20 protein-coding genes are annotated in these 20,723 nt (G+C 71.3%); 17 read left to right on the top strand and 3 right to left on the bottom strand.

The features are described 5' to 3' along the window. Nucleotides 1-11 precede the first annotated feature (11 nt). Genes L0984_RS26190 through L0984_RS26180 form a run of 3 tightly spaced genes read left to right on the top strand, consistent with a single transcriptional unit; the run spans nt 12 to nt 3,624 of the window. On the top strand, nt 12-1,025 hold the full coding sequence (locus tag L0984_RS26190) for a Bug family tripartite tricarboxylate transporter substrate binding protein (RefSeq protein ID WP_234197294.1): 1,014 nt from the start codon (nt 12-14) through the stop codon (nt 1,023-1,025). A gap of 5 nt (nt 1,026-1,030) precedes the next feature. Then, nucleotides 1,031-2,596, top strand: a complete 1,566-nt coding sequence (locus L0984_RS26185; protein ID WP_234197293.1) for a sulfatase-like hydrolase/transferase — start codon at nt 1,031-1,033, stop codon at nt 2,594-2,596. 2 nt (nt 2,597-2,598) lie between these two features. Next, nucleotides 2,599-3,624 (top strand): NAD(P)H-quinone oxidoreductase, encoded by a 1,026-nt coding sequence (locus L0984_RS26180; protein ID WP_234197292.1) that lies wholly within the window; start codon nt 2,599-2,601, stop codon nt 3,622-3,624. A 49-nt stretch (nt 3,625-3,673) separates the two neighbouring features. On the opposite strand, the gene L0984_RS26175 is transcribed toward L0984_RS26180, so the two are convergent. Both L0984_RS26175 and L0984_RS26170 read right to left on the bottom strand, forming a co-directional pair. Beyond that, nucleotides 3,674-4,570: an NAD(P)/FAD-dependent oxidoreductase gene (locus L0984_RS26175; RefSeq protein WP_234197291.1), complete on the bottom strand. Its 897-nt coding sequence runs from the start codon at nt 4,568-4,570 to the stop codon at nt 3,674-3,676. Nucleotides 4,571-4,572: 2 nt separating this feature from the next. Then, nucleotides 4,573-5,016 (bottom strand): Rrf2 family transcriptional regulator, encoded by a 444-nt coding sequence (locus L0984_RS26170; RefSeq protein WP_234197290.1) that lies wholly within the window; start codon nt 5,014-5,016, stop codon nt 4,573-4,575. Nucleotides 5,017-5,210: 194 nt separating this feature from the next. Between L0984_RS26170 and atzF the strand changes: the two genes are divergently transcribed. The 14 genes from atzF to L0984_RS26100 all read left to right on the top strand — a co-directional run bounded on the left by atzF (nt 5,211) and on the right by L0984_RS26100 (nt 19,507). Continuing rightward, nucleotides 5,211-6,968 carry an allophanate hydrolase gene (atzF, locus tag L0984_RS26165; RefSeq protein ID WP_234197288.1) on the top strand — a complete coding sequence of 586 codons (1,758 nt, stop codon included), beginning with the start codon at nt 5,211-5,213 and terminating at the stop codon, nt 6,966-6,968. A 69-nt stretch (nt 6,969-7,037) separates the two neighbouring features. After that, nucleotides 7,038-8,036: an ABC transporter substrate-binding protein gene (locus tag L0984_RS26160; protein ID WP_234197287.1), complete on the top strand. Its 999-nt coding sequence runs from the start codon at nt 7,038-7,040 to the stop codon at nt 8,034-8,036. A 5-nt stretch (nt 8,037-8,041) separates the two neighbouring features. Then, complete coding sequence (locus tag L0984_RS26155; RefSeq protein WP_234197286.1) at nt 8,042-8,881, top strand: ABC transporter permease; 840 nt, start codon at nt 8,042-8,044, stop codon at nt 8,879-8,881. After that, complete coding sequence (locus tag L0984_RS26150; protein ID WP_234197285.1) at nt 8,878-9,699, top strand: ABC transporter ATP-binding protein; 822 nt, start codon at nt 8,878-8,880, stop codon at nt 9,697-9,699. Before L0984_RS26155 ends, L0984_RS26150 begins: the two co-directional genes overlap by 4 nt. 21 nt (nt 9,700-9,720) lie before the next feature. Next, on the top strand, nt 9,721-9,924 hold the full coding sequence (locus L0984_RS26145; RefSeq protein ID WP_234197284.1) for an AtzG-like protein: 204 nt from the start codon (nt 9,721-9,723) through the stop codon (nt 9,922-9,924). After that, on the top strand, nt 9,921-11,339 hold the full coding sequence (locus tag L0984_RS26140; protein ID WP_234197283.1) for an AtzE family amidohydrolase: 1,419 nt from the start codon (nt 9,921-9,923) through the stop codon (nt 11,337-11,339). The genes L0984_RS26145 and L0984_RS26140 overlap by 4 nt, the downstream gene beginning before the upstream one ends. 48 nt (nt 11,340-11,387) lie before the next feature. Next, a complete protein-coding gene (locus L0984_RS26135; RefSeq protein ID WP_234197282.1) occupies nt 11,388-12,488 on the top strand; it encodes a BMP family ABC transporter substrate-binding protein in 1,101 nt (366 codons plus the stop codon). Nucleotides 12,489-12,519: 31 nt separating this feature from the next. Then, entirely contained in the window at nt 12,520-13,602 is a 1,083-nt protein-coding gene (locus L0984_RS26130; protein WP_234197281.1) for an ABC transporter permease, read from the top strand. Then, nucleotides 13,599-14,516 (top strand): ABC transporter permease, encoded by a 918-nt coding sequence (locus L0984_RS26125; protein ID WP_234197279.1) that lies wholly within the window; start codon nt 13,599-13,601, stop codon nt 14,514-14,516. The genes L0984_RS26130 and L0984_RS26125 overlap by 4 nt, the downstream gene beginning before the upstream one ends. Nucleotides 14,517-14,544: 28 nt before the next feature. Next, nucleotides 14,545-15,609, top strand: a complete 1,065-nt coding sequence (locus tag L0984_RS26120; protein WP_234197277.1) for a formamidase — start codon at nt 14,545-14,547, stop codon at nt 15,607-15,609. 4 nt (nt 15,610-15,613) lie between these two features. Then, a complete protein-coding gene (gene biuH, locus L0984_RS26115) occupies nt 15,614-16,336 on the top strand; it encodes a biuret amidohydrolase (RefSeq protein ID WP_234197275.1) in 723 nt (240 codons plus the stop codon). Next, complete coding sequence (locus tag L0984_RS26110) at nt 16,333-17,901, top strand: ABC transporter ATP-binding protein (RefSeq protein WP_234197274.1); 1,569 nt, start codon at nt 16,333-16,335, stop codon at nt 17,899-17,901. The genes biuH and L0984_RS26110 overlap by 4 nt, the downstream gene beginning before the upstream one ends. A gap of 16 nt (nt 17,902-17,917) precedes the next feature. Beyond that, on the top strand, nt 17,918-18,592 hold the full coding sequence (locus tag L0984_RS26105; RefSeq protein WP_234197273.1) for a cysteine hydrolase family protein: 675 nt from the start codon (nt 17,918-17,920) through the stop codon (nt 18,590-18,592). Nucleotides 18,593-18,772: 180 nt separating this feature from the next. Further along, nucleotides 18,773-19,507: a GntR family transcriptional regulator gene (locus tag L0984_RS26100; RefSeq protein WP_234197272.1), complete on the top strand. Its 735-nt coding sequence runs from the start codon at nt 18,773-18,775 to the stop codon at nt 19,505-19,507. 63 nt (nt 19,508-19,570) lie between these two features. On the opposite strand, the gene L0984_RS26095 is transcribed toward L0984_RS26100, so the two are convergent. Then, nucleotides 19,571-20,704 carry a thiolase family protein gene (locus tag L0984_RS26095; protein ID WP_234197271.1) on the bottom strand — a complete coding sequence of 378 codons (1,134 nt, stop codon included), beginning with the start codon at nt 20,702-20,704 and terminating at the stop codon, nt 19,571-19,573. Nucleotides 20,705-20,723 lie beyond the last annotated feature (19 nt).

Raw genomic sequence — 20,723 nt, 5'->3', positions numbered from 1 at the left:
GGGGCGGCCGCATGCTCGTTTCTGCCTGTTCGAACATTGCCCTACCCGCCCGCGCCCGACGCCGCGACGTGCTGCGCTGGACGTGCGCGGGCGCGGCCGCCGTGGTCGGTGCTGCGCGCGCGCAGGCCCCGGCCTGGCCCAGCCGCCCGGTCCGGTTGATCATTCCTTCCATCGCCGGCAGCCCTTGGGACCCCGTGGCCCGGCACCTGGCCGACCGGCTGGCGCAGAAGTTCGGCCAGCCCTTCGTCGTCGACAACCGCGGGGGCGCCACCGGGCTGATCGGCATGGACCTGGTGGCCAAGGCCACCGACGGTCACACCCTGGGTGTCATGTTCATGCCGCACGCGCTGCTGCCTGCGCTGCATGCGCGCATGCCCTACGACACCCTGGCCGACCTGGTTCCCGTGGCCCAGACCCAGTGGACCTACAACGTGCTCGTGACCCGTCCCTCGCTGGGCGTGGACAGCGTGCGCGCGCTGGTCGACAAGGTGCGCGCCAATCCCGGCAAGTTCAGCTACAGCTCGGGCGGCAACGGGTCTCCGGCGCACGTGATGGGCGAGTCCTTCAAGCAGCTCACCGGCACCTACATCCTGCACGTCCCCTACCGCGGGCCGGTGGCGGCGCTGCAGGATCTGGTGGGTGGCCAGTCCGACCTGATGTTCGCCTCGGTGGCCGCTGCCGTGCCGCACGTGCAGAGCGGCCGGCTCAAGGCGCTGGCCGTGACGTCGCGCGAGCCGCTGGAGGCCCTGCCCGGCGTGCCCACCTTTGCGAGCCAGGGCTTTGCCAACTTCGACGTGCGGGACTGGGCCGGCATCGTCGCCTGCCGGTCCGTCCCGGCCGATCGCATCGGCCCGCTCAACGAGGCCATCGTGCAGGCGCTGGCCGAGCCGGGCGTGGTAGAGCGATTCGCGCGCATGGGCACCTATCTGCACACGGGCAGCGCCGAGCAGTTCCAGGCGCTGATCCGGGCGGAGCTGCCCAAGTGGGCCGAGGTGGTGCGCCGGGCCGGCATCCGGCTGGAGTGACCGGCATGCAGCCTGTTCGCAACCTGCTGTTCATCATGGTCGACCAGCTGCGCTGGGACCATGTGAGCGCCTATGGCGTCTCTCCCGTGCCCACGCCCAACATCGATGCCCTGGCCCGGCGGGGTGCGCTGATGCGCCATGCCTTCGTGCAAGGGCCGGTGTGCGGTCCCTCGCGCATGTCCTACTACACCGGCCGCTACGTGCTCAGCCACGGCGCCCGCTGGAACCGCGTGCCGCTGTCCAGCGCCGAGAAGACGCTGGGCGACTACCTGCGGCCTCTGGGCGTGCGGGCCACGCTGGCGGGCAAGTCGCATGTGCTGCCCGACACCGAGGCCCTGGACCGCGCGGGCATCGAGATCGAATCCGAGCGCGGCGCCCTGCTGCGCGAAGGCGGCTTCACGCCCATCGAACGCTTCGACGGCCACAGCCGCCCCGACCGGCGCAGCGGCTATGCCGACTTTCTGCGTACGGCCGGCTATGCGGGCGACGACCCATGGCGCACACACGTCATCTCGGTGCAGGCGCCGGACGGCACGGTTCACTCCGGCTGGTCGATGCGCCATGCCCACCTGCCCGCGCGCGTGAGGGCCGAGCATTCGGAGACCGCCTATCTCAGTGATCGCGCCATCGACTTCATCCGGGCGCAGGGCGGGACGCGCTGGTGTCTCCACCTGTCGTACGTCAAGCCGCACTGGCCCTATGTGGCGCCCGCGCCTTACCACGCGATGTTCCGCAACGCGCCGCAGCGGCCTGTGGTCAAGGCGCCGCACGAGCGCGCCCAGGCGCATCCCGTGGTGCGGGCCTTCCAGCAGCACGAGGAGAGCCTCAACTTCGCGCAGGACGCCATCGCCGCGCACGTCAAGCCCACCTACATGGGGCTGGTGGCGCAGCTGGATGACGAGATTGGCCGCGTGATGGCCGCGCTGGAAGCCAGCGGCCAGGCATCGCACACGATGGTGGTGCTGTGTGCCGACCATGGCGACATGCTGGGCGACCACTGGCTGGGCGAGAAGGAGCTGTTCTACGAAGCGGCGGTGCGTGTGCCCATGATCGTGGTCGATCCGCGGCCCGAGGCGGATGTCACCCGCGGGCAGGTGCTCGAACCGCTGGTGGAGGCCATCGACGTGCTGCCCACGCTGCTGGAGGCCTTGGGCGCCGACCCCGATGGCTGGCAGCACTGTGTGGAAGGCCGCTCGCTGCTGCCGCTGTTGCAGGGGCAGGCGGTGCCCTGGCGCGATGCCGTGTTCTCCGAGGCCGACTATGCCTACCGCGCCGCGCGGTGGACCCTGGGCCGCGCACCCGGCGAATGCCGCGGCACCATGGTGCGCACGCAACGCTGGAAGTACGTGGACTGGGAAGGCTTCCGCCCACAGCTCTTCGACCTGCACGACGACCCCGACGAATTGCACGACCTCGGCGCCGATCCGCCGGCCGCCGTCGAGCGCGAGATGCGCGAGCGCCTGCTGCAATGGAGTCTGCGCCGCAAGAACCGCACGACGGTGCCCGACAGCGACGTTGCGCAGCGCACCGAAGCCGTCAAGCGCCACGGCATTCACATCGGCGTGTGGTGAGCATGGACGCAACGAATCTGCCCGATCTGCGCGCCGATGGCCTCGTCATCCGCGCGCCGGGTGGCCCCGAAGTGCTGCGCTGGACACCCGGCCTGGACCTGCCCGTGCCGGCGCCCGACGAGGTGCTGATCGACGTGGCCTGGGCCGGCGTCAACCGGCACGACTGCAACCAGCGCCGCCGCGGCCCCACGCCCGCGCACAGCGACGTGCCGGGCCTGGAGGTGAGCGGCACCGTGCGCCGGGCCGGCGCCCGGGCGGGTCACCTGCGCGTGGGCGATGCGGTGTGTGCCCTGGTCGATGGGGGCGGCTATGCCACGCGGGTGGTGGCGCCCGCCGCGCTCACCTTCGCCGTGCCGCCGGGCTTGGCTTTGCGCGAGGCGGCGGCGCTGCCCGAGGCGCTGTTCACCGTCTGGCACAACTTCTTCGGCGTCGCGGCGCTGGGGCCGGGCGAGACCGTGCTGATCCATGGCGGCACCAGCGGCGTCGGCAGCCTGGCCCTCCAGCTGCTGGGCGCGCTGGGCCACCGCGTGGCCGTCACCTGCGGCAACGCGGCCAAGGTGGCCGAGGCGCGAACCCTGGGCGCCGCGGCGGCATTCGACTACCGCACGCAGGACTGGGTGCAGGCCGCGCTGGACTGGACCGACGGGCGGGGCGTGGACGTGGTGCTGGACATGGCCGGCGCCGCCCACGCCGCCCGCAACGTGCAGGTGCTGGCGCGACGCGGCCGGCTGGTGCACCTGTCGCCCGGCGATGGCGCCGACTTCGTGGCGCCGCTGCGGCCGATCCTGGCCAAGGAACTGCGCATCACCGGCTCGCTGCTGCGCCCGCTGCCGCTGGCCGAGAAGGCGCTGATCGCCGAGCGCCTGCGCGCCGTGGCCCTGCCGCTGGTGGCAGCCGGCCGCGTGCGGCCCTGGGTGAGCGAGGTCTTCCCGCTCGCCGAGGCCGCGCAGGCCCATGCCCGCCTCGAATCGGGGCAGGCCATGGGCAAGCTGGTTCTGGAGGTGCGGGGCATCGCCCCGCGCGCCTGATCGGCGGGCTGCGATGGGCTTCGCCACCCGTTGCTGCCACTGACAGGCCCTAGGCCACGGCCTCGGGCCAGACCAGCGAACGGTGGACCTGGGCGCCGGCCATGGCGCCGTTCCCCACGGCCAGGGACACCGAATGCGGTGCCCTTGCCACATCGCCGCAGGCGAACACGCCCGCCACCGAGGTCTTGTTCTCGGCATCGGTGCGTACCTGCAGGCCCATGGGCGTTTCTTCCAGCGCACAACCCATGGCCTGCGCCAAAGGACTGGAGGGCGAGGTCCGCGGCGCGGTGAACAGGCCGGCAAAGCGAAGCAGGCGTCCGTCGGCCATCGCCACATCGGCATGGCCTTCGATGCGGTCGATGGCGGCCTCCTCGATCGTCACACCGCGGCGCTGCAAGGCCGTGCGTGCGTCCGCACTCATTGCCATTGCACTGTTGACGAGCAGGGTGACCTGGCCCCACTCGGTGAGCAGTTCGGCCTGGTGGATCGACAGGGGGCTCGCACCGACGATGCCGATGCGGCCCTGGTCGAGTTCGTAGCCATGGCAATAGGGACAGTGGAAGACCGACGTGCCCCAGCGCTCGGCGAGGCCTTCGACATCGGGAAGCCGATCGGACACGCCGGTGGCCAGCAGGATGCGGCGCGCGCGGTGCCGGGCACCGTCGGATACCGTCACCGTGAAGGCGTCCATGCATCCCGTGACGGCGTCGGCTCGCCCGTCGAGCCACGTCAGCGTGGGGTAGGCGCCGAGCTGGCGGCGCGCCTCGGCGGCGATCGCCGCCGGGGGCGCGCCATCCTGACCGAGGAACCCGTGCGAGTGGCTGGCGAAGCGGTTTCGCCGCTCGCCCGCGTCGATCACCAGCACGGTCTTGCGCGCGCGCACCAACTGCAGGGTGGCCGCCATTCCCGCATAGCTGCCGCCGATGACGATGACGTCGTATTCCATGATCAATGTCTTTCCAGTCGGGCCGCTGCATGACGGCGCGCGAAGTCGGCCGCCAGATCGGCGAGGGTGATTTCCGAAAAGCGCTGCAGCAGCAGCGCTTCGGCCTGGGCGAAGGTGTCTTCCAGTGCGGCATTCACCGCTTGTTCGACCAGGCAGGCCGGCGCTTCGTTGCGGTGTCCGATGGCGAAGGTCGCGGGCTCGCCCAGGGCTTCGTGCAACTGGCGCAGGGTGACGGTGCGGAGGTCGGCCTGGATGCGCCACCCGCCGGCGTGGCCGCGGTCCGAACTCACGATGCCGGCCTCCCGCAGGTAGGCCATGGTGCGTCGCACGACGACCGGGTTGGTGCCCAGGCACTGCGCCAGCGTTTCGGAGGTGACGGGGCCGTCGTACTCGGCCATGTGCAGCAGCGCATGCAGGACGGAAGAGAGGCGGCTGTCGCGTTTCATGTAACTAATGATGTTTCGTGATGGCGTGCCTGTCAAGGCTGGCATGCGCCATCTGCGGTCCAGTGCCGCGCGATGCACCGGTGTCACAGCCTCGTCGATCTCACCATTGCCGGTGCCCGAATGCTCGTCCGGCGGGCAAACCGGGTGGCACGCTGCTTGCATCACATCATGTATCCAAGAATGGATGCCTGAACATGGTGCACGAAGCCTCTTCCCCCGACGCCCTGACCCGCCCCTTCGCGGCCGCGGGTTCCGCCCAGGTGCCCGCGCCGCAGCCGGCGCCCGATGGCCGGCCCGAGGCGGCCTGGATCAGCCGCCCGGCCACGCCCATCGCCGGTGCGGCCACCGGCCCGCTCGCCGGCCTGCGCTTCGCGGTCAAGGACAACATTGACGTCGCCGGCCTGCCCACCACCGCTGCCTGCCCGGCCTTCGCCTATGCGCCCGAAGCGCACGCCACGGTGGTGCAGCGCCTGCTCGCGGCCGGTGCGTCGGTGGCGGGCAAGACCAACCTCGACCAGTTCGCCTGCGGGCTCAACGGCAGCCGCTCGCCCTACGGCGCGGTGCCCAACAGCTTCGATGCGCGCTACGTGTCGGGCGGCTCCAGCTCGGGCTCGGCCTATGCGGTGGCCACGGGGCAGGTGGACTTCTCGCTCGGCACCGACACCGCAGGCTCCGGCCGCGTGCCGGCGGGGCTCAACAACATCGTCGGCCTCAAGCCCAGCAAGGGCCTCATCAGCGCGAAGGGCGTGGTGCCGGCGGCGCAGAGCGTGGACTGCGTCTCCATCTTCGCGCCCACCGTGGCGCTGGCCGCGCGGGTGCTGGCCTGCGCCATGGGGCCGGACGCGGGCGATCCGTACTCGCGCCGGCTCGACCTGGTGCGCACGCCGCTGCCCGCGCGCTTTCGCTTCGGCGTGCCGCAGCCGCTGGAATTCCACGGCGACGCGCTGGCCGCCGCCGCCTTCGAGCGCGCCATCGCGCAGCTGCGTGAGCTGGGTGGCGAGCCGGTATCGGTCGACTACGCCCCGCTCGCCCGGGCCGCCGGCCTGCTCTACGACAGCGCGCTGGTGGCCGAGCGCTATGCCGCCGTGCGGCCCTTCTTCGATGCGCACGAAGCCGAGGTGATCGAGCCCGTGCGCGGCATCCTCGCGCGCGGCCGCAGCTTCGATGCGGCCGACCTGGTCGATGCGCAGACGCAGCTGCAGGCGCTCGGGCAGCAGGCCGCCGCCATGTGGGCCGGCATCGACGTGCTGCTGGTGCCCACCGCGCCCACGCACTGCACGCTGGATGCCATGCGCGCCGAGCCGGTGCGCCGCAACAGCGAGCTGGGCCACTACACCAACTTCGTCAACCTGCTGGACTATGCGGCCCTGTCGGTGCCCGCCAGCCTGCGGCCCGACGGCCTGCCCTTCGGCGTGACCTTCATCGGGCCCTGCGGCAGCGACTTCCGCCTGGCCGAACTGGGCCAGCGCTTCCACCATGCCACCGGCCTGCCGATGGGCGCCACCGGCGGCCCGCTGCCGGCGCCCGAGCCGCCGGTCTGGCCGCCGCTGGCCGAGGGCGAGGCCATGCCCATCGCCGTGGTCGGCGCGCACCTCACGGGCATGCCGCTCAACCACCAGCTCATCGCACGCGGGGCCGTGCGGGTCGAGGCCACCACCACCGCGCCGCACTACCGCCTGTATGCCCTGCCGGGCACCACGCCGCCCAAGCCCGGCCTGCAGCGCGAGCCCGGCAACGGTGTGCCCATCGCGCTGGAGGTGTGGAACGTGCCGCGCGCCGAGGTCGGCGCCTTCCTGGCGCAGATCCCGCCGCCGCTGGGCCTGGGCAGCGTCGAGCTGGCCGACGGCCGCTGGGTGCACAGCTTCATCTGCGAGGCCCATGCGCTGCAGGGCGCCGAGGACGTCAGCGCGCATGGCGGCTGGCGGGCCTACATCGCTTCGCGCAGCGCCTGAGCGCACTGCACGCCGCACACCGTCTTTCTCATTCCGTCCTTCCTTTCGTCCGTCCGCAGGAGTCTTCGCATGAGCCCATCGTCGTCCTTCCGTCCCTCCCGCCGCCATGTGCTGCAGGCCGGCGGTGCCGCCCTCGGCGCGCTGGCCGCGCCCGCCATCGTGCGTGCGCAGGGCGGCCCCAAGCTGCGCATCGGCTACTGGCCGGTGGCCGCGGGCCTGCCCTTCTTCGCCGCGGTCGAGAAGGGCTACTTCAAGGAAGCGGGCCTGGACGTGGAGCCGCTTAAGTTCGCAGGCGCCCAGCAGGTGATGGAGGCCATGCTCTCCGGCCGCTCCGACGGCAGCGCCAACGGCACCGGCAGCGCCAACCTGGCCATCGGCGAGATCGCGCAGCCGGGCCTCTTCAAGATCTTCTGCACCAACCCCAGCAACGCCAAGTACGTGCTGGAGGAATTCCTGGTGCCCAAGGACAGCCCCGTCAAGAGCGTGGCCGAGCTCAAGGGCAAGCGCGTGGCCTCGGGCCCCGGCATCCAGAACGTGACCCTGGCCAAGACCATGCTGGAGCGCGCCGGCGCCGGCCCCATGAACGTGGTGGAGCTGCCCATCGGCCAGCACGTCGCGGCCCTGGCCGCCGGCCAGATCGACGCGGTCTACACGCTGGAACCCACCGGCACCGTGGGCCGGCTCAACGGCACCACGCGCGTGCTGGAAGCCGGCGTGGTGGCGCACTACGTCCTGGGCGATCCGATGGCGCCCTGGCATGGCGGCTCGGCCAGCCTGACCACCGACTTCATCAAGAAGAACCCCGAGGTCGCCAAGAAGTACATCGCCGCCTACAAGCGCGGCATCGAGCTGGTGCGCAACAACCCGGCCGACGCGCGGCAGTACATGAAGGGCTACACCGCCATCGAGGGTGCGCTCACCAACGAAGTGCCGCTCGCGTCGTACATGCTGCACGACGAGTTCAAGCCGGCCGACATCGCCTACTTCCAGAAGTTCTTCGACCTGTTCACCGAGAAGGGCATCTTCGAGAAGAAGGTGGCCGTGGACGGGCTGCTCTACCGGGGCTGATGGCCATGACCGCGCCGTCCTCCACCGCGGGCGCCGCCACCGGCGCCTGGAAGCCGCCCGCCGCCGATGCCGCCCCCGCGCTGCCCCGGCCGCCGGTGTGGAACAAACTGCTGCCGGCCATCGGGCCCATCGCGCTGTTCGTGCTGTGGGACCTGGTGGTGCGGCTGGGCTTCATCAAGCCCATCCTGCTGCCGCCGCCGCTGGCCACCTTCCAGACGCTGATCACGGGCCTGGCGGGCGGGCCGCTGCTCAACGACTTCCTGGTCACGGTGTGGCGCACGCTGGAGGCCTTCCTGATCGCCGCGGCCGTCGGCATGCCGCTGGGCGTGCTGCTGGGCAGCAACGAGAAGGCCTACCGCAGCGTGGAGTTCCTGATCGACTTCTTCCGCTCCACGCCGTCGTCGGCGCTGATCCCGCTGTTCCTGATGATCTTCGGCACCTCGGACATCAACAAGGTCGCCATCGCCGCCTTCGGCGCCATGCTGATCGTGGTGTTCAACAGTGCCTACGGCGTCATCAACGCCCGCAAGCAGCGGGTGATGGCGGCCAAGGTGATGGGCGCCACGCGCTGGCAGATCTTCAAGGACGTGCTGGTGTGGGAAAGCCTGCAGCCCAGCTTCGTGGGCCTGCGCTCGGCGGTGTCGATGGCGCTGGTCATCGTCATCGTGGCCGAGATGTTCATCGGCGCCGACAGCGGCCTCGGCAACCGGATCATCAATTCGCAGCAGGTACTGAACGTGAAGAGCATGTACGCCAGCATCCTGGCGGCGGGTGCGCTGGGCTACGCGCTCAATGTGCTCTTCCTGGTCATCGAACGCCGCATCGTGCACTGGAGCGGAAGATGAACGCCGTCCTCAACGCCCCCGTCTTCGCCGATGTGCCGACGCCCCGATTCCGCCCCGGGCCGGCGGGCACGCACATCACCATCCGCGGCCTGACCAAGTACTTCGCCGGCTGGCCGCTGTACGAGGATTTCGACCTCGACATCCCCAAGCACAAGATCGTCTCGGTCTTCGGGCCCAACGGCTGTGGCAAGAGCACGCTGATCAACATGATCGCGGGGCTGATCCCCATCGACCGCGGCGAGATCCTGTTCGACGGCAAGTCGCTCAAGGACACCAAGATCGGCTACGTGTTCCAGAACTATCGCGAGGCGATGTTCCCGTGGATGCGCACCATCGACAACATCGCCTATCCGCTCAAGCTGGAAGGCCGCAGCAAGGCCGAGGTGGACCGGCGCATGGAAGAGCTGGTGGCCAGCTTCGACGTCAAGTTCGACCTCAACCGCTTTCCCTACGAGCTCTCCGGCGGCCAGCAGCAGACGGCCTCGATCATGCGGGCGCTGGCCCCCGGGCCCGAGGTGCTGTTCCTGGACGAGCCCTTCTCGGCGCTGGACTTCGAGATGACCCTGTTCATCCGCGAGAAGCTGCAGGAGGTGTTCATGCAGACGGGCACCACCATGCTGCTGGTCTCGCACGACCTGGAAGAGGCGGTGTACCTGGCCGACGAGGTGCTGCTCTTGACCAAGCGCCCGACGCGGGTGGCCGAGATCCTGCGTTACGACGACCCGCGGCCACGCACCGTCGAGACGCTGAGCCAGCCGAGCTTCGTGGCCATGAAGAAGCAGAGCCTCGAGATCTTCCAGCGCGAAGTCCGACGCTGATCCACCGCCAACGAGCCGCCCATGACGCCTCAACAGATCGAGACCTACGTGGACGCCGCCGCCGCGGCGCTGGACCTGCCGCTTGCGCCCGAGCACCGGTCGGGCGTGCTGCGCTACTTCGCGCTCGCTGCCGACATGGCGGCGCTGACCGAGGCGGTGGACCTGGCGCCGCACGACGAGTCGGCGCTGCGCTTCGAGCCGGTGGTGCCGGGAGCGCAGGCATGAGCGCCACGCCGCCCTGGTTCCAGGCCGACGCCGCCCGCATCGCCGCCGCGGTGCAGTCCGGCGAGGCCAGCGCTACCGCCGTGGTGCAGTCCGCGCTGGACCGCATTGCCGCCACCGACGCCCGCGTCAACGCCTTCACCGCCGTGACGGGCGAGCGGGCCCTGCAGCGGGCCGCCGCGCTCGATGCCCTGCCGGCCGAGGCCCGCGCCGCGCTGCCGCTGGCCGGCGTGCCGGTGGCGGTGAAGAACCTGTTCGACGTCGCCGGCCTGCCCACGCTGGCGGGCTCGAAGATCGAGCGCGAGACGCCGCCGGCCACCGACGACGCCCTGCTGCTGCGCCGCCTCGAAGCCGCCGGTGCCGTGCTGGTGGGCGCGCTCAACATGGACGAGTACGCCTACGGCTTCACCACCGAGAACTCGCACGAAGGCCCGACGCGCAATCCGCACGACCTGTCGCGCATCGCTGGCGGCTCCTCCGGCGGCAGCGGCGCGGCGGTGGCGGCGGGGCAGGTGCCGATCACGCTGGGCTCCGACACCAACGGCTCCATCCGCGTGCCGGCCTCGCTGTGCGGCGTGTACGGCCTCAAGCCCACCTTCGGCCGGCTGCCGCGCACCGGCAGCTATCCCTTCGTCAGCAGCCTGGACCACCTGGGCCCCTTCGCCCGCTCGGTGCGCGACCTGGCCCTGGCCTACGACGCGATGCAGGGGCCCGAGGACGGCGCCCCCGGCGATCCGGGCTGTGCCCAGCGTGCGACCGAGCCGGTGACGGCGTTGCTGCCGCAGGGCGCGGCCGGCCTGCGCGTCGGCGTGCTTGGCGGCTGGTTCGCCCGCAACGCCCTGCCCGAAGCCCAGGCTGCCGTGGCCCGCGTGGCCGAGGCGCTGGGCGCCACGCGCACCGTCGAGCTGCCGCTGGTGGAGGCCGGCCGCGCCGCCGCCTTCCTGATCAGCAATGCCGAGGGCGCGGCCCTGCACCTGCCGGACCTGCGCCGCCGCGCCCACGACTTCGAGCCGCTGTCGCGCGACCGCTTCCTGGCCGGTGCGCTGCTGCCCGCCGCCTGGGTCACGCGCGCCCAGCGCGTGCGTCGCCGCTATGCCGAGGCCGTGGCCGCCGTCATGCAGGACTTCGACCTGCTGCTCGCGCCGGCCACGCCCTGTTCGGCCACGCCCATCGGCACCGAATGGCTGGAACTGGATGGCCGCCGCCAGCCGCTGCGGCCCAGCTTCGGCGCGCTCACGCAGCCCATCTCGTGCATCGGCCTGCCCGTGTGCGCCGTGCCGGTGTGGGGCGCGCAGACGCCGATGCCGGTGGGCGTGCAGCTGATCGCCGCGCCCTGGCGCGAAGACATCGCCCTGCGCGCCGCCGCCGCCCTGGAGGCCGCGGGCGTCACGCAGGCGCCCGTCGCCCCGCTCGCCTGACCGACCTTTCATTTCTCTCCCCCTCAACCTTCCGCTGGAGCTTTTCGCATGACCGCCTTGAACCGCCGCGATTCCCTCAAGACCCTTGCCGCCCTGGGCGCCGCCGGCAGCCTGGGCCCCCTGGCCTGGGCCCAGAAGCCGCTGACCGTGGGCGTGATCTACGTCGGCCCGCGCGACGACTACGGCTACAACCAGGCCCATGCCCAGGCCGCCGCCGAGCTCAAGAAGCTGCCCGGCGTGAAGGTGGTCGAAGAAGAGAACGTGCCCGAGACCGCCGCCGTGCAGAAGACCATGACCGGCATGATCCAGCAGGACGGCGCCTCGCTGCTCTTTCCCACCTCCTTCGGCTACTTCGACCCGCACATCCTGGCGCTGGCGCCCAAGTACCCCGACGTGCGCTTCTCGCACTGCGGCGGCCTGTGGACCGAGAAGAACCCCAAGAACGTGGGCAGCTTCTTCGGCTACATCGACGAATGCCAGTTCCTCAACGGCGTGATCGCCGGCCACATGAGCAAGAGCGGCAAGATCGCCTTCGTGGCCGCCAAGCCCATTCCGCAGGTGCTGCGCAACATCAACGCCTTCACGCTGGGGGCGCGTTCGGTCAAGCCGAACATCACCTGCCATGTGATCTTCACCGGCGACTGGTCCATGGCCGTGAAGGAGGCCGAGGCCACCAACAGCCTGGCCGACCAGGGCTGCGACGTGTTCACCATGCACGTGGACGGCCCCAAGGTGGTGGTGGAGACGGCCGCCAAGCGCGGCAAGATGGTCTGCGGCTACCACGCCAGCCAGGCCAAGCTGGCGCCCAATGCCTACCTCACGGGTGCCGAGTGGAACTGGCTCACCGCCTACAAGACCATCCTCGAAGCCGCCCAGGCCGGCAAGCCGCATCCCAACTTCCTGCGCGGCGGCCTGAAGGAAGGCTACGTCAAGACCTCGGCCTACGGTCCCATGGTGACCGACGCCGCCAAGAAGCAGGCCGACGACGTCAAGGCCAAGATGGTCGCGGGCAGCTTCGACATCTTCAAGGGCCCGCTCAAGGACAACAAGGGCAAGGAAGTCATCGCCGCCGGCCAGGTGCAGAAGCAGACGGACCTCAAGCTCGAGCAGATGAACTACCTGGTCGACGGCGTGGTCGGCTCGGTCTGAGGTCGGCGCTCCGTTGCAAGGAAGACCTGCCATGCGATCCATGGGCCAGGACTTGGCGCTGCCGGTGCTCAGCATCGCGGCCGCGGTGGCGCTGTTCGGCGTCTTCGCGGCCGTGGCAGCCGGCAGCTCGCCGCCCGAGGTGTGGACGGTGCTCTACCAGGGCGCCTTCGGCAGCTGGTTCTCGTGGCAGAACACGCTGCAGCGCGCGGCGCCGCTGATGCTCACTGCGCTGTGCGTGGCGCTGCCGGCGCGCGCCGGCCTGGTCATCATCGGCGGCGAAGGCGCGCTGGTGCTGGGTGGCCTGGCCGCGGCGGCACTGCCCTATGCGGTGGCGCTGCCCGAGAACATCGCCGGCACGGTGGCCGTGTGCCTGGCCGGCATGGCGGCCGGTGCGCTGTGGATCATGCTGGCCGGCGCGCTGCGGCAGTACCGTGGCATCAACGAGACCATCAGCAGCCTGCTGCTGGCCTATGTGGCCATCGGGCTGTTCAAACATCTGGTCGAAGGACCGCTGCGCGACCCGGCCAGCCTGAACAAGCCATCGACGAACACGCTGGCCGAGGGCCTGCGCATCGGCGGCATCGCGGGCAGCGACGTGCACTGGGGCCTGGTCCTGGGCGTGGTCGCCTGCGTGCTGCTGGCGCTGTGGCTGCGCTGGACGCCCACCGGCTTCTCGGTGCGCGTGGTGGGCGGCAATCCGCGGGCGGCGCAGCTGGTCGGCCTGCCCGCCACGCCGCTGGTGCTCCTGGCCTGCGCGCTGGGCGGCGCCTGCGCGGGCCTGGCCGGCGCGGTGGAGGTGGCGGCGGTGCACACCAATGCCAATGCCTCGCTGATCGCGGGCTATGGCTATGCGGGCATCCTGGTGGCCTTCATCGCGCGGCAGCAGCCGCTGGCGGTGATCCCGGTGGCCATCCTCTTCGGCGGCTTCGGGGCGGCGGGCAGCCTGCTGCAGCGCCGGCTGGGCCTGCCCGATGCCTCGGTGCTGGTGCTGCAGGGCATCGCCTTCGTGCTCATCCTGGCCAGCGAGGCGCTGCGCGGGCGCGACTGGCTCACGCCGCTGCGCCGCCTGCGCGGCAGTGCCGGTGCCCCGGCCTTGAAGGAAGCGAAGCCATGACCGCCGACATGATGACCGCCTTCGTCGCCGCCATCGTGGGCGGGGCGCTGCGCGTGGGCACGCCCTTCCTCTTCGTGAGCCTGGGCGAGTGCCTGACCGAGAAGTCGGGCCGCGTCAACCTGGGCCTGGAAGGCGTGCTGGTGCTGTCGGCCATGGCGGCCTTCGGCGGCGCCTACCTCACCGGCTCGGCCTGGCTGGGCGTGGGGGCGGGTGCCATCGCCGGTGCGCTGTTGGCGCTGCTGCACGGCCTGCTGTGCTCACTGCGCGGCGTCAACGACGTCGCCACCGGCATCGCGCTGATGCTGCTGGGCACGGGCCTGGCCTTCTACCTGGGCAAGCCGCTGATCCAGCCGCAGGCGCCGCAGATCCCGGCGCTGCCGCTGGGCGACTGGAGCAGCAATTCGGCGGTGCGTGCGGCCCTGCAGGTCAATGCGCTGGTGCCGCTGGGCCTGGTGCTCGCCGGGCTGCTGTGGTGGGGCTTTGCGCGCACCCGCGCGGGCCTGCTGGTGCGGCTGGCCGGCGACTCGGCCGATGCGGCGCGGGCGCTGGGCTATTCGGTCTCGGCGCTGCGCATCGCGGCCACCACGGCGGGCGGCGCCATCGCCGGGCTGGGCGGCGCCTCGCTCACGCTGTTCTACCCGGGCAGCTGGAACGAGGGCATCTCCAGCGGCCAGGGCCTGATCGCCGTGGCGCTGGTGATCTTCGCGCGCTGGAGCCCGCTGCGCTGCGTGGGCGCGGCGCTGCTCTTCGGCGGTGCCGGGGCCGTGGGGCCGGCGCTGCAGTCCATCGGCATCGGCTGGGGCTACCACCTCTTCAACACCGTGCCCTATGTGCTCACGCTCCTCATCCTGGTGGCCTCGTGCCGGCCGGGGCAGGTGGCGGCGGGCAGTCCGGGCGAGCTGTCGGCCAAGTGACGGGCGGCGCAAACACAAGGAGTCTTCGATGAGCGGATTGGGCGGCCTGAACAAATCGGCCAACGGCGTGGTGGTGGGCCTGGTGCAGCTGCAGCTGCCGGTGGTCGCCACGCGCGAGCAACTGGCGGCGCAGACGCAGCGCATCTGCGATCTGGTGGGCAAGGCCCGCCGCAACCAGCAGACCATGGACCTGGTGGTGTTCCCGGAATATGCGCTGCACGGCCTGTCGATGGACACCAACCCCGAGATCATGTGCAGCCTGGACGGCCCCGAGGTGGCGGCCTTCCGCGCCGCCTGCATCGAGCACCGCATCTGGGGCTGCTTCTCCATCATGGAAGCCAACGCCGATGGCAACCCCTACAACAGCGGGCTGATCATCGACGACCAGGGCGCCATCCGCCTGTACTACCGCAAGCTGCATCCGTGGGTGCCGGTCGAGCCGTGGGAGCCGGGCAACCTGGGCGTGCCGGTGTGCGACGGGCCCAACGGCAGCAAGCTCGCGCTCATCATCTGCCACGACGGTATGTTCCCGGAGATGGCGCGCGAGGCGGCGTACAAGGGCGCGGAGATCATCCTGCGCACGGCCGGCTACACCGCGCCGATCCGCCATGCCTGGAAGATCACCAACCAGGCCAACGCCTTCTGCAACCTGGCCTACACCGCCAGCGTGTGCATGTGCGGCAGCGACGGCACCTTCGACTCGATGGGCGAGGGCATGTTCTGCAGCTTCGACGGCACCGTGATGGTGGAAGGCGGCGGCCGGCCCGACGAGATCATCACTGCCGAGCTGCGGCCCGACCTGGTGCGCGAGGCGCGCACCGGCTGGGGCGTGGAGAACAACATCTACCAGCTCTACCACCGCGGCTACGTGGCGGTGAAGGGCGGCGCGCAGGACTGCCCCTACACCTACATGCACGACATGGCGGCCGGCCGCTACCAGCTGCCCTGGAGCGACAAGGTGCAGGTCACCGACGGCAGCGGCTTCGGTTTCGCGCCGCCGGTGCGCCTGTACGGCGGTGCGGGCAGCCATCCGCTGGTGCCGGCGCCGACGCCGCCGGTGCCCGACAAGGAACGGCTCAAGACGCTGGACTGACACCATGGACGCCACGACTTCCCCCGCTGCCACGGCGCCGCGCTTCGCGGTTGCCGAACCCTACCGCTGGCCCTACGACGGCGACCTGCGCCCCGACAACACGGCGCTCATCGTCATCGACATGCAGACCGACTTCTGCGGCAAGGGCGGCTATGTGGACGTGATGGGCTACGACATCTCGCTCACGCAGGCGCCCATCGCGCCCATCCGCCGCCTGCTGGAGGTGATGCGCCCGCTGGGCTACACCATCATCCACACGCGCGAAGGCCACCGGCCCGACCTGTCGGACCTGCCGGCCAACAAGCGCTGGCGCTCGCGCCAGATCGGCGAGGGCGGCGTGGGCATCGGCGACGACGGGCCGTGCGGCCGCATCCTGATCCGCGGCGAGCCGGGCTGGGAGATCATTCCCGAGCTGGCGCCGCTACCCGGCGAGGTGGTGATCGACAAGCCCGGCAAGGGCTCCTTCTATGCCACCGACCTGGAGATGATCCTGCGCACCCGCGGCATCCGAAACCTGGTGCTGGCCGGCATCACCACCGACGTCTGCGTGCACACGACGATGCGCGACGCCAACGACCGCGGCTTCGAATGCCTGCTGCTGTCGGACTGCACGGCCGCCACCGATCCCGGCAACCACGCGGCGGCGCTCAAGATGATCACCATGCAGGGCGGCGTGTTCGGCGCGCATGCGGTGTCGACCGCGCTGATCGAGGCGCTGGCGTCATGATCGCGCCCGTCACGCCCCATCCGCGCGCCCAGGGCGCGCTCGCGCTGGACACGCTGGACCTCACCAAGCGCTTCGGCGACTTCACCGCCATGGACCACGTGAGCATGCAGGTCGCCCCCGGCAGCGTGCATGCGCTGCTGGGCGAGAACGGCGCCGGCAAGAGCACGCTGGTCAAGTGCGTGGCCGGCTTCCAGCGGCCGGAGGAGGGCAGCATCCTCATCGACGGCCGCGAGCAGGTCATCGCCAACCCGGTGGTGGCGCGGCAGCTGGGCATCGGCATGGTCTACCAGCACTTCACGCTGGCCCCCGGCATGACGGTGGCCGAGAACCTGCTGCTGGCCGGCGGCCAGGTGCCCACGCTGATCGACTGGAAGGCCAAGCGCGCCGAGTTGCAGGACTTTCTGGCGACCACGCCCTTCCGCCTGGACCTGGACGCGCGGCCCTCGCAGCTGGCCGCGGGCGAAAAGCAGAAGCTGGAGCTGCTCAAGCAGCTGTACCTCAAGCCGCGCCTGCTGATCCTGGACGAGCCCACCTCGGTGCTCACGCCGCAGGAGGCCGACGAGGTGCTGGGCCATGTGCGCGCCTTCGCGCAGGGCGGTCATTGCACCGTGCTCATCATCACGCACAAGTTCCGCGAGGTGATGGCCTATGCCGACGCCGTGACGGTGCTGCGCCGCGGCCGCGCGGTGCACCATGCCGCGGTGCGCGACACCGACCCCACCCGTCTGGCCCAGGCCATGATGGGTGCGGGCGCCACGCCCGACGAGGCGAGCGAGGGCGCCAGCGCCGCCACGCCGCGCACGCCGGTCGCGGCCGCTGCGGCGCCGGCGCTGGAGGTGGAATCGCTCTCCGCCCCCGGCGACCGCGGCACGCCCGCCGTGCAGTCGCTCAGCCTGCAGGTGCGGCCGGGCGAGATCCTGGGCGTGGCCGGCGTCTCGGGCAACGGCCAGCGCGAGCTGGTCGAGGCCCTGGTGGGCCAGCGCGCCCGCAGCGCCGGCCGCGTGCGCGTGGGCGGCCAGCCCTACCGCGCCAGCCGCGGCGACAACCGCCGCCTGCGCGTGCGCAGCCTGCCCGAGGAGCCGCTGCGCAACGCCTGCGTCGCAGGTCTGAGCGTGGCCGAGAACATGGCCCTGCGCGACTTCGACCAGCCGCCGCTGGCGGCCGGCGGCCTGCTGCGCTTTGCGCGCTGGCGGGCGCGGGCACGGCAGTGGATCGCCGAGTACGGCATCAAGACCCGTGGCGAGCGCGCGCCCATCGGCAGCCTCTCGGGCGGCAACGTGCAGCGCGCGGTGCTGGCCCGCGAGCTGGCGGGCGACATCCAGGTGCTGATCGCGGCCAACCCGGTCTTCGGCCTGGACTTCGCCGCCGTCGCCGAGATCCATGCCCGCATCGTGCAGGTGCGCGAACGCGGCGGCGCCGTGCTGCTGGTCAGCGAGGACCTGGACGAACTGCTGGCCCTGTCGGATCGCATTGTGGTGATGAGCGAAGGCCGCATCGTGTACGAAACACCAGCCGCTTCGGCCGACAGACATGTGCTTGGCGCCCACATGGGCGGCGGGCATTGAGCAAGGAGAGAACCCCATGCGCCTGAACGACGCCCGCCCCTTCGCCTACGACTTCGAGCTGGCCCGCACGGCCCTGGTGCTGATCGACATGCAGCGCGACTTCATCGAGCCCGGCGGCTTCGGCGAGACGCTGGGCAACGACGTGTCGCTGCTGGCGGCCATCGTGCCTGCCACGCAGGCCGTGCTGGCCGCGTGGCGCCAGGCCGGCGGCCTGGTGGTGCACACGCGCGAGGCGCACCGGCCCGACCTGTCGGACTGCCCGCCCGCCAAGCGCCTGCGCGGCAACCCTTCGCTGCGCATCGGCGACGAAGGCCCCATGGGCCGCATCCTGGTGGCCGGCGAGCCGGGCAACCAGATCATCGACGCGCTCGCGCCCATCGAGGGCGAATGGGTCATCGACAAGCCCGGCAAGGGCGCCTTCCATGCCACCGGCCTGCACGAGCGGCTGCAGGCCCGCGGCATCACGCACCTGGTCTTCGGCGGCGTGACCACCGAGGTCTGCGTGCAGACCAGCATGCGCGAGGCCAACGACCGCGGCTACGACTGCCTGCTGCTGGAGGACTGCACCGAGAGCTACTTCCCGCAGTTCAAGGCCGCGGCGGTGGAGATGATCCGCGCGCAGGGTGCCATCGTGGGCTGGACGGCCACCGGGCCGCAGCTCATGGCGGCCATCGCCGGGCCGCGGGGTTGAGAGGCTGAGAGTCTTTTGTCCATGCCCGCCTTGCCCGCCCAAACACCCCGGCTCATCGTTGCAAATGCTCGCCATAGCCCGAGCTATGGCTGTGCTTTGCGCCTCGATCCGGGGCGTTTGGACGCGCCTTTCGGGCACGGCCAAAAAACTCTCAGCCTCTGAGCCGCCCGCTACGATCCGATGGTGCCTGCCGCCGCTCCCGCCCGTTCCAAGAAAGCCGCCCCTGCCGAGGCGGAGCTTCCCTTCCGCTCGCGCGCCGACGAGGTCTACGACCAGCTCAAGCGCGACATCGCCGACTTCCGCCTGGTGCCCGGCGACCGCTTCACCGAGAACGAGATCTGCGATCGGCTGGGCGTCTCGCGCACGCCGGTGCGTCAGGCGCTGATCCGGCTGCAGCAGGAAGGCTATGTCGAGGTGCTGTTCCGCGCCGGCTGGCGCGTGCTGCCCTTCGACTTCCAGCAGTTCGAGCAACTCTACGACCTGCGCATGGTGCTGGAGACCACCGCCGTGCACCGCCTGTGCGAATCGGGCCGCGCGGTGGACCGCGCCCAGCTCGATGCGCTGGCCGCCATCTGGCTGGTGCCCACCGAGCAGCGCAGCAGCGATGCGGCGCAGGTCGCCCGCTGGGACGAGGACTTCCATTGCCATCTGGTGGCCGCCGCCGGCAATGCCGAGATGGCGCGCGTGCACCGCGAGGTGACCGACCGCATCCGCATCATCCGGCGGCTGGACTTCACGCAGCAGCCGCGCATCGACGCCACCTACGACGAGCACGCCAAGATCCTCAAGGCCGTGCGCGCCAACCGCGGCGACCAGGCCGCCATGATGCTGCGCGCCCACATCGAGACCAGCCAGTCCGAGGTGCGCAAGATCACGCTGCACCAGGTCTACCTGGCGCGGCAGCAGGGCGGCTGAGCGCCGCTGCCGCTGTGCCTCGCCCGTTGTCGCGGGCGCACCTCGAAAGCCCGAAGCCTTCCCTCAGACGCGTTCCAGCACGGTCGCGATGCCCTGCCCGCCGCCGATGCACTGCGTCGCCAGCGCATAGCGGCCGCCCTCGCGCGCCAGCAGCGCCGCCGCCTTGCCGGTGATGCGCGCGCCCGTCGCGCCCAGCGGATGGCCGATGGCCAGGCCGCCGCCGTCCAGGTTGACCGTGGCCATGTCCAGCCCCAGTTCGCGGATGCAGGCCAGCGCCTGCGAGGAGAAGGCCTCGTTGATCTCCACCACGTCCAGGTCGGCCGCCTGCAGACCGGCGCGGGCCAGGGCCTTGCGCGTGGCGGGGATCGGGCCGATGCCCATCACGGCCGGGTCCACGCCCACGGTGGCGAAGCTGCGGATGCGCGCGAGCGCGGCCATGCCGTGGCGTTCGGCGAAGTCGTCGCGCGTGACCAGTACCGCCGCCGCGCCATCGGTCAGCGGCGAGGAGGTGCCCGCCGTCACCACGCCATCGGGCCGGAAGGCCGGCTTGAGCGCCGCCAGCGCCTCGGCCGAGGTGGCCGGGCGGATGCAGCCGTCGCTGTCGACGATGCTGCCGTCGGGCAACGCGACGGGCACGATTTCCTGGGCCAGCCGGCCGGCCTCGCGCGCGGCGGCGGCCTTGCGGTGCGACTGCACGGCCAGCGCCTCCTGGTCGGCGCGGCTCACGGCCCAGCGCTCGGCCACGTTCTCGGCCGTCTCGCCCATGGAGAGGTAGGCGTCGGTGTCGGCCAGCAGGCCCGGGTGGGGCGAGAAGTTGAAGCCGCCCTGCGGCACCATGGTCATCGACTCCACGCCCACGCAGAGGTAGGCGTCGCCGATGCCGGCCTCGATCTGCGCGGCGGCGATGTGCACCGCCTGCATCGACGAGCCGCAGAAGCGGTTGACCGTCATGCCGCCGACCTCGTGCGGCAGCCCGGCCAGCAGGCCGACGATGCGCGCGAGGTTGTTGCCTTGCGCGGCCTCGGGATAGGCGCAGCCGAGGATCACGTCCTCCAGCAGCGCCGGGTCCAGCCCGGTGCGCTGCAGCAGGCCCTGCACGACGCCGGCGGCCAGCGTGTCCGGCCGCACCTCGGCCAGGCGACCCTTGCGGGCGAAGTGGAAGGGCGAGCGCGCATAGGCGGCGATGACGGCTTTCATGGGATCTCCTTGCTTTGCT

Origin of the sequence: Pseudacidovorax sp. NFM-22, from assembly GCF_021401245.1 — a bacterium.
Taxonomy (GTDB): domain Bacteria; phylum Pseudomonadota; class Gammaproteobacteria; order Burkholderiales; family Burkholderiaceae_C; genus Xenophilus.
The sequence above is the reverse complement of the archived record's forward strand: the minus strand, read 5'-3'. Positions and strand labels throughout refer to the sequence as shown.

Bases quoted from the DNA above. Each gene is read 5' to 3' on its own strand.
- L0984_RS26125 (WP_234197279.1), top strand. From the start codon at position 13,599: ATGACCGCCGACATGATGACCGCCTTCGTCGCCGCCATCGTGGGCGGG.
- L0984_RS26135 (WP_234197282.1), top strand. From the start codon at position 11,388: ATGACCGCCTTGAACCGCCGCGATTCCCTCAAGACCCTTGCCGCCCTG.
- L0984_RS26110 (WP_234197274.1), top strand. From the start codon at position 16,333: ATGATCGCGCCCGTCACGCCCCATCCGCGCGCCCAGGGCGCGCTCGCG.
- L0984_RS26105 (WP_234197273.1), top strand. From the start codon at position 17,918: ATGCGCCTGAACGACGCCCGCCCCTTCGCCTACGACTTCGAGCTGGCC.
- L0984_RS26150 (WP_234197285.1), top strand. From the start codon at position 8,878: ATGAACGCCGTCCTCAACGCCCCCGTCTTCGCCGATGTGCCGACGCCC.
- L0984_RS26160 (WP_234197287.1), top strand. From the start codon at position 7,038: ATGAGCCCATCGTCGTCCTTCCGTCCCTCCCGCCGCCATGTGCTGCAG.
- L0984_RS26180 (WP_234197292.1), top strand. From the start codon at position 2,599: ATGGACGCAACGAATCTGCCCGATCTGCGCGCCGATGGCCTCGTCATC.
- L0984_RS26130 (WP_234197281.1), top strand. From the start codon at position 12,520: ATGCGATCCATGGGCCAGGACTTGGCGCTGCCGGTGCTCAGCATCGCG.
- atzF (WP_234197288.1), top strand. From the start codon at position 5,211: ATGGTGCACGAAGCCTCTTCCCCCGACGCCCTGACCCGCCCCTTCGCG.
- L0984_RS26190 (WP_234197294.1), top strand. From the start codon at position 12: ATGCTCGTTTCTGCCTGTTCGAACATTGCCCTACCCGCCCGCGCCCGA.
- L0984_RS26170 (WP_234197290.1), bottom strand. From the start codon at position 5,016: ATGAAACGCGACAGCCGCCTCTCTTCCGTCCTGCATGCGCTGCTGCAC.
- L0984_RS26145 (WP_234197284.1), top strand. From the start codon at position 9,721: ATGACGCCTCAACAGATCGAGACCTACGTGGACGCCGCCGCCGCGGCG.
- L0984_RS26155 (WP_234197286.1), top strand. From the start codon at position 8,042: ATGACCGCGCCGTCCTCCACCGCGGGCGCCGCCACCGGCGCCTGGAAG.
- L0984_RS26120 (WP_234197277.1), top strand. From the start codon at position 14,545: ATGAGCGGATTGGGCGGCCTGAACAAATCGGCCAACGGCGTGGTGGTG.
- biuH (WP_234197275.1), top strand. From the start codon at position 15,614: ATGGACGCCACGACTTCCCCCGCTGCCACGGCGCCGCGCTTCGCGGTT.
- L0984_RS26185 (WP_234197293.1), top strand. From the start codon at position 1,031: ATGCAGCCTGTTCGCAACCTGCTGTTCATCATGGTCGACCAGCTGCGC.
- L0984_RS26100 (WP_234197272.1), top strand. From the start codon at position 18,773: ATGGTGCCTGCCGCCGCTCCCGCCCGTTCCAAGAAAGCCGCCCCTGCC.
- L0984_RS26095 (WP_234197271.1), bottom strand. From the start codon at position 20,704: ATGAAAGCCGTCATCGCCGCCTATGCGCGCTCGCCCTTCCACTTCGCC.
- L0984_RS26175 (WP_234197291.1), bottom strand. From the start codon at position 4,570: ATGGAATACGACGTCATCGTCATCGGCGGCAGCTATGCGGGAATGGCG.
- L0984_RS26140 (WP_234197283.1), top strand. From the start codon at position 9,921: ATGAGCGCCACGCCGCCCTGGTTCCAGGCCGACGCCGCCCGCATCGCC.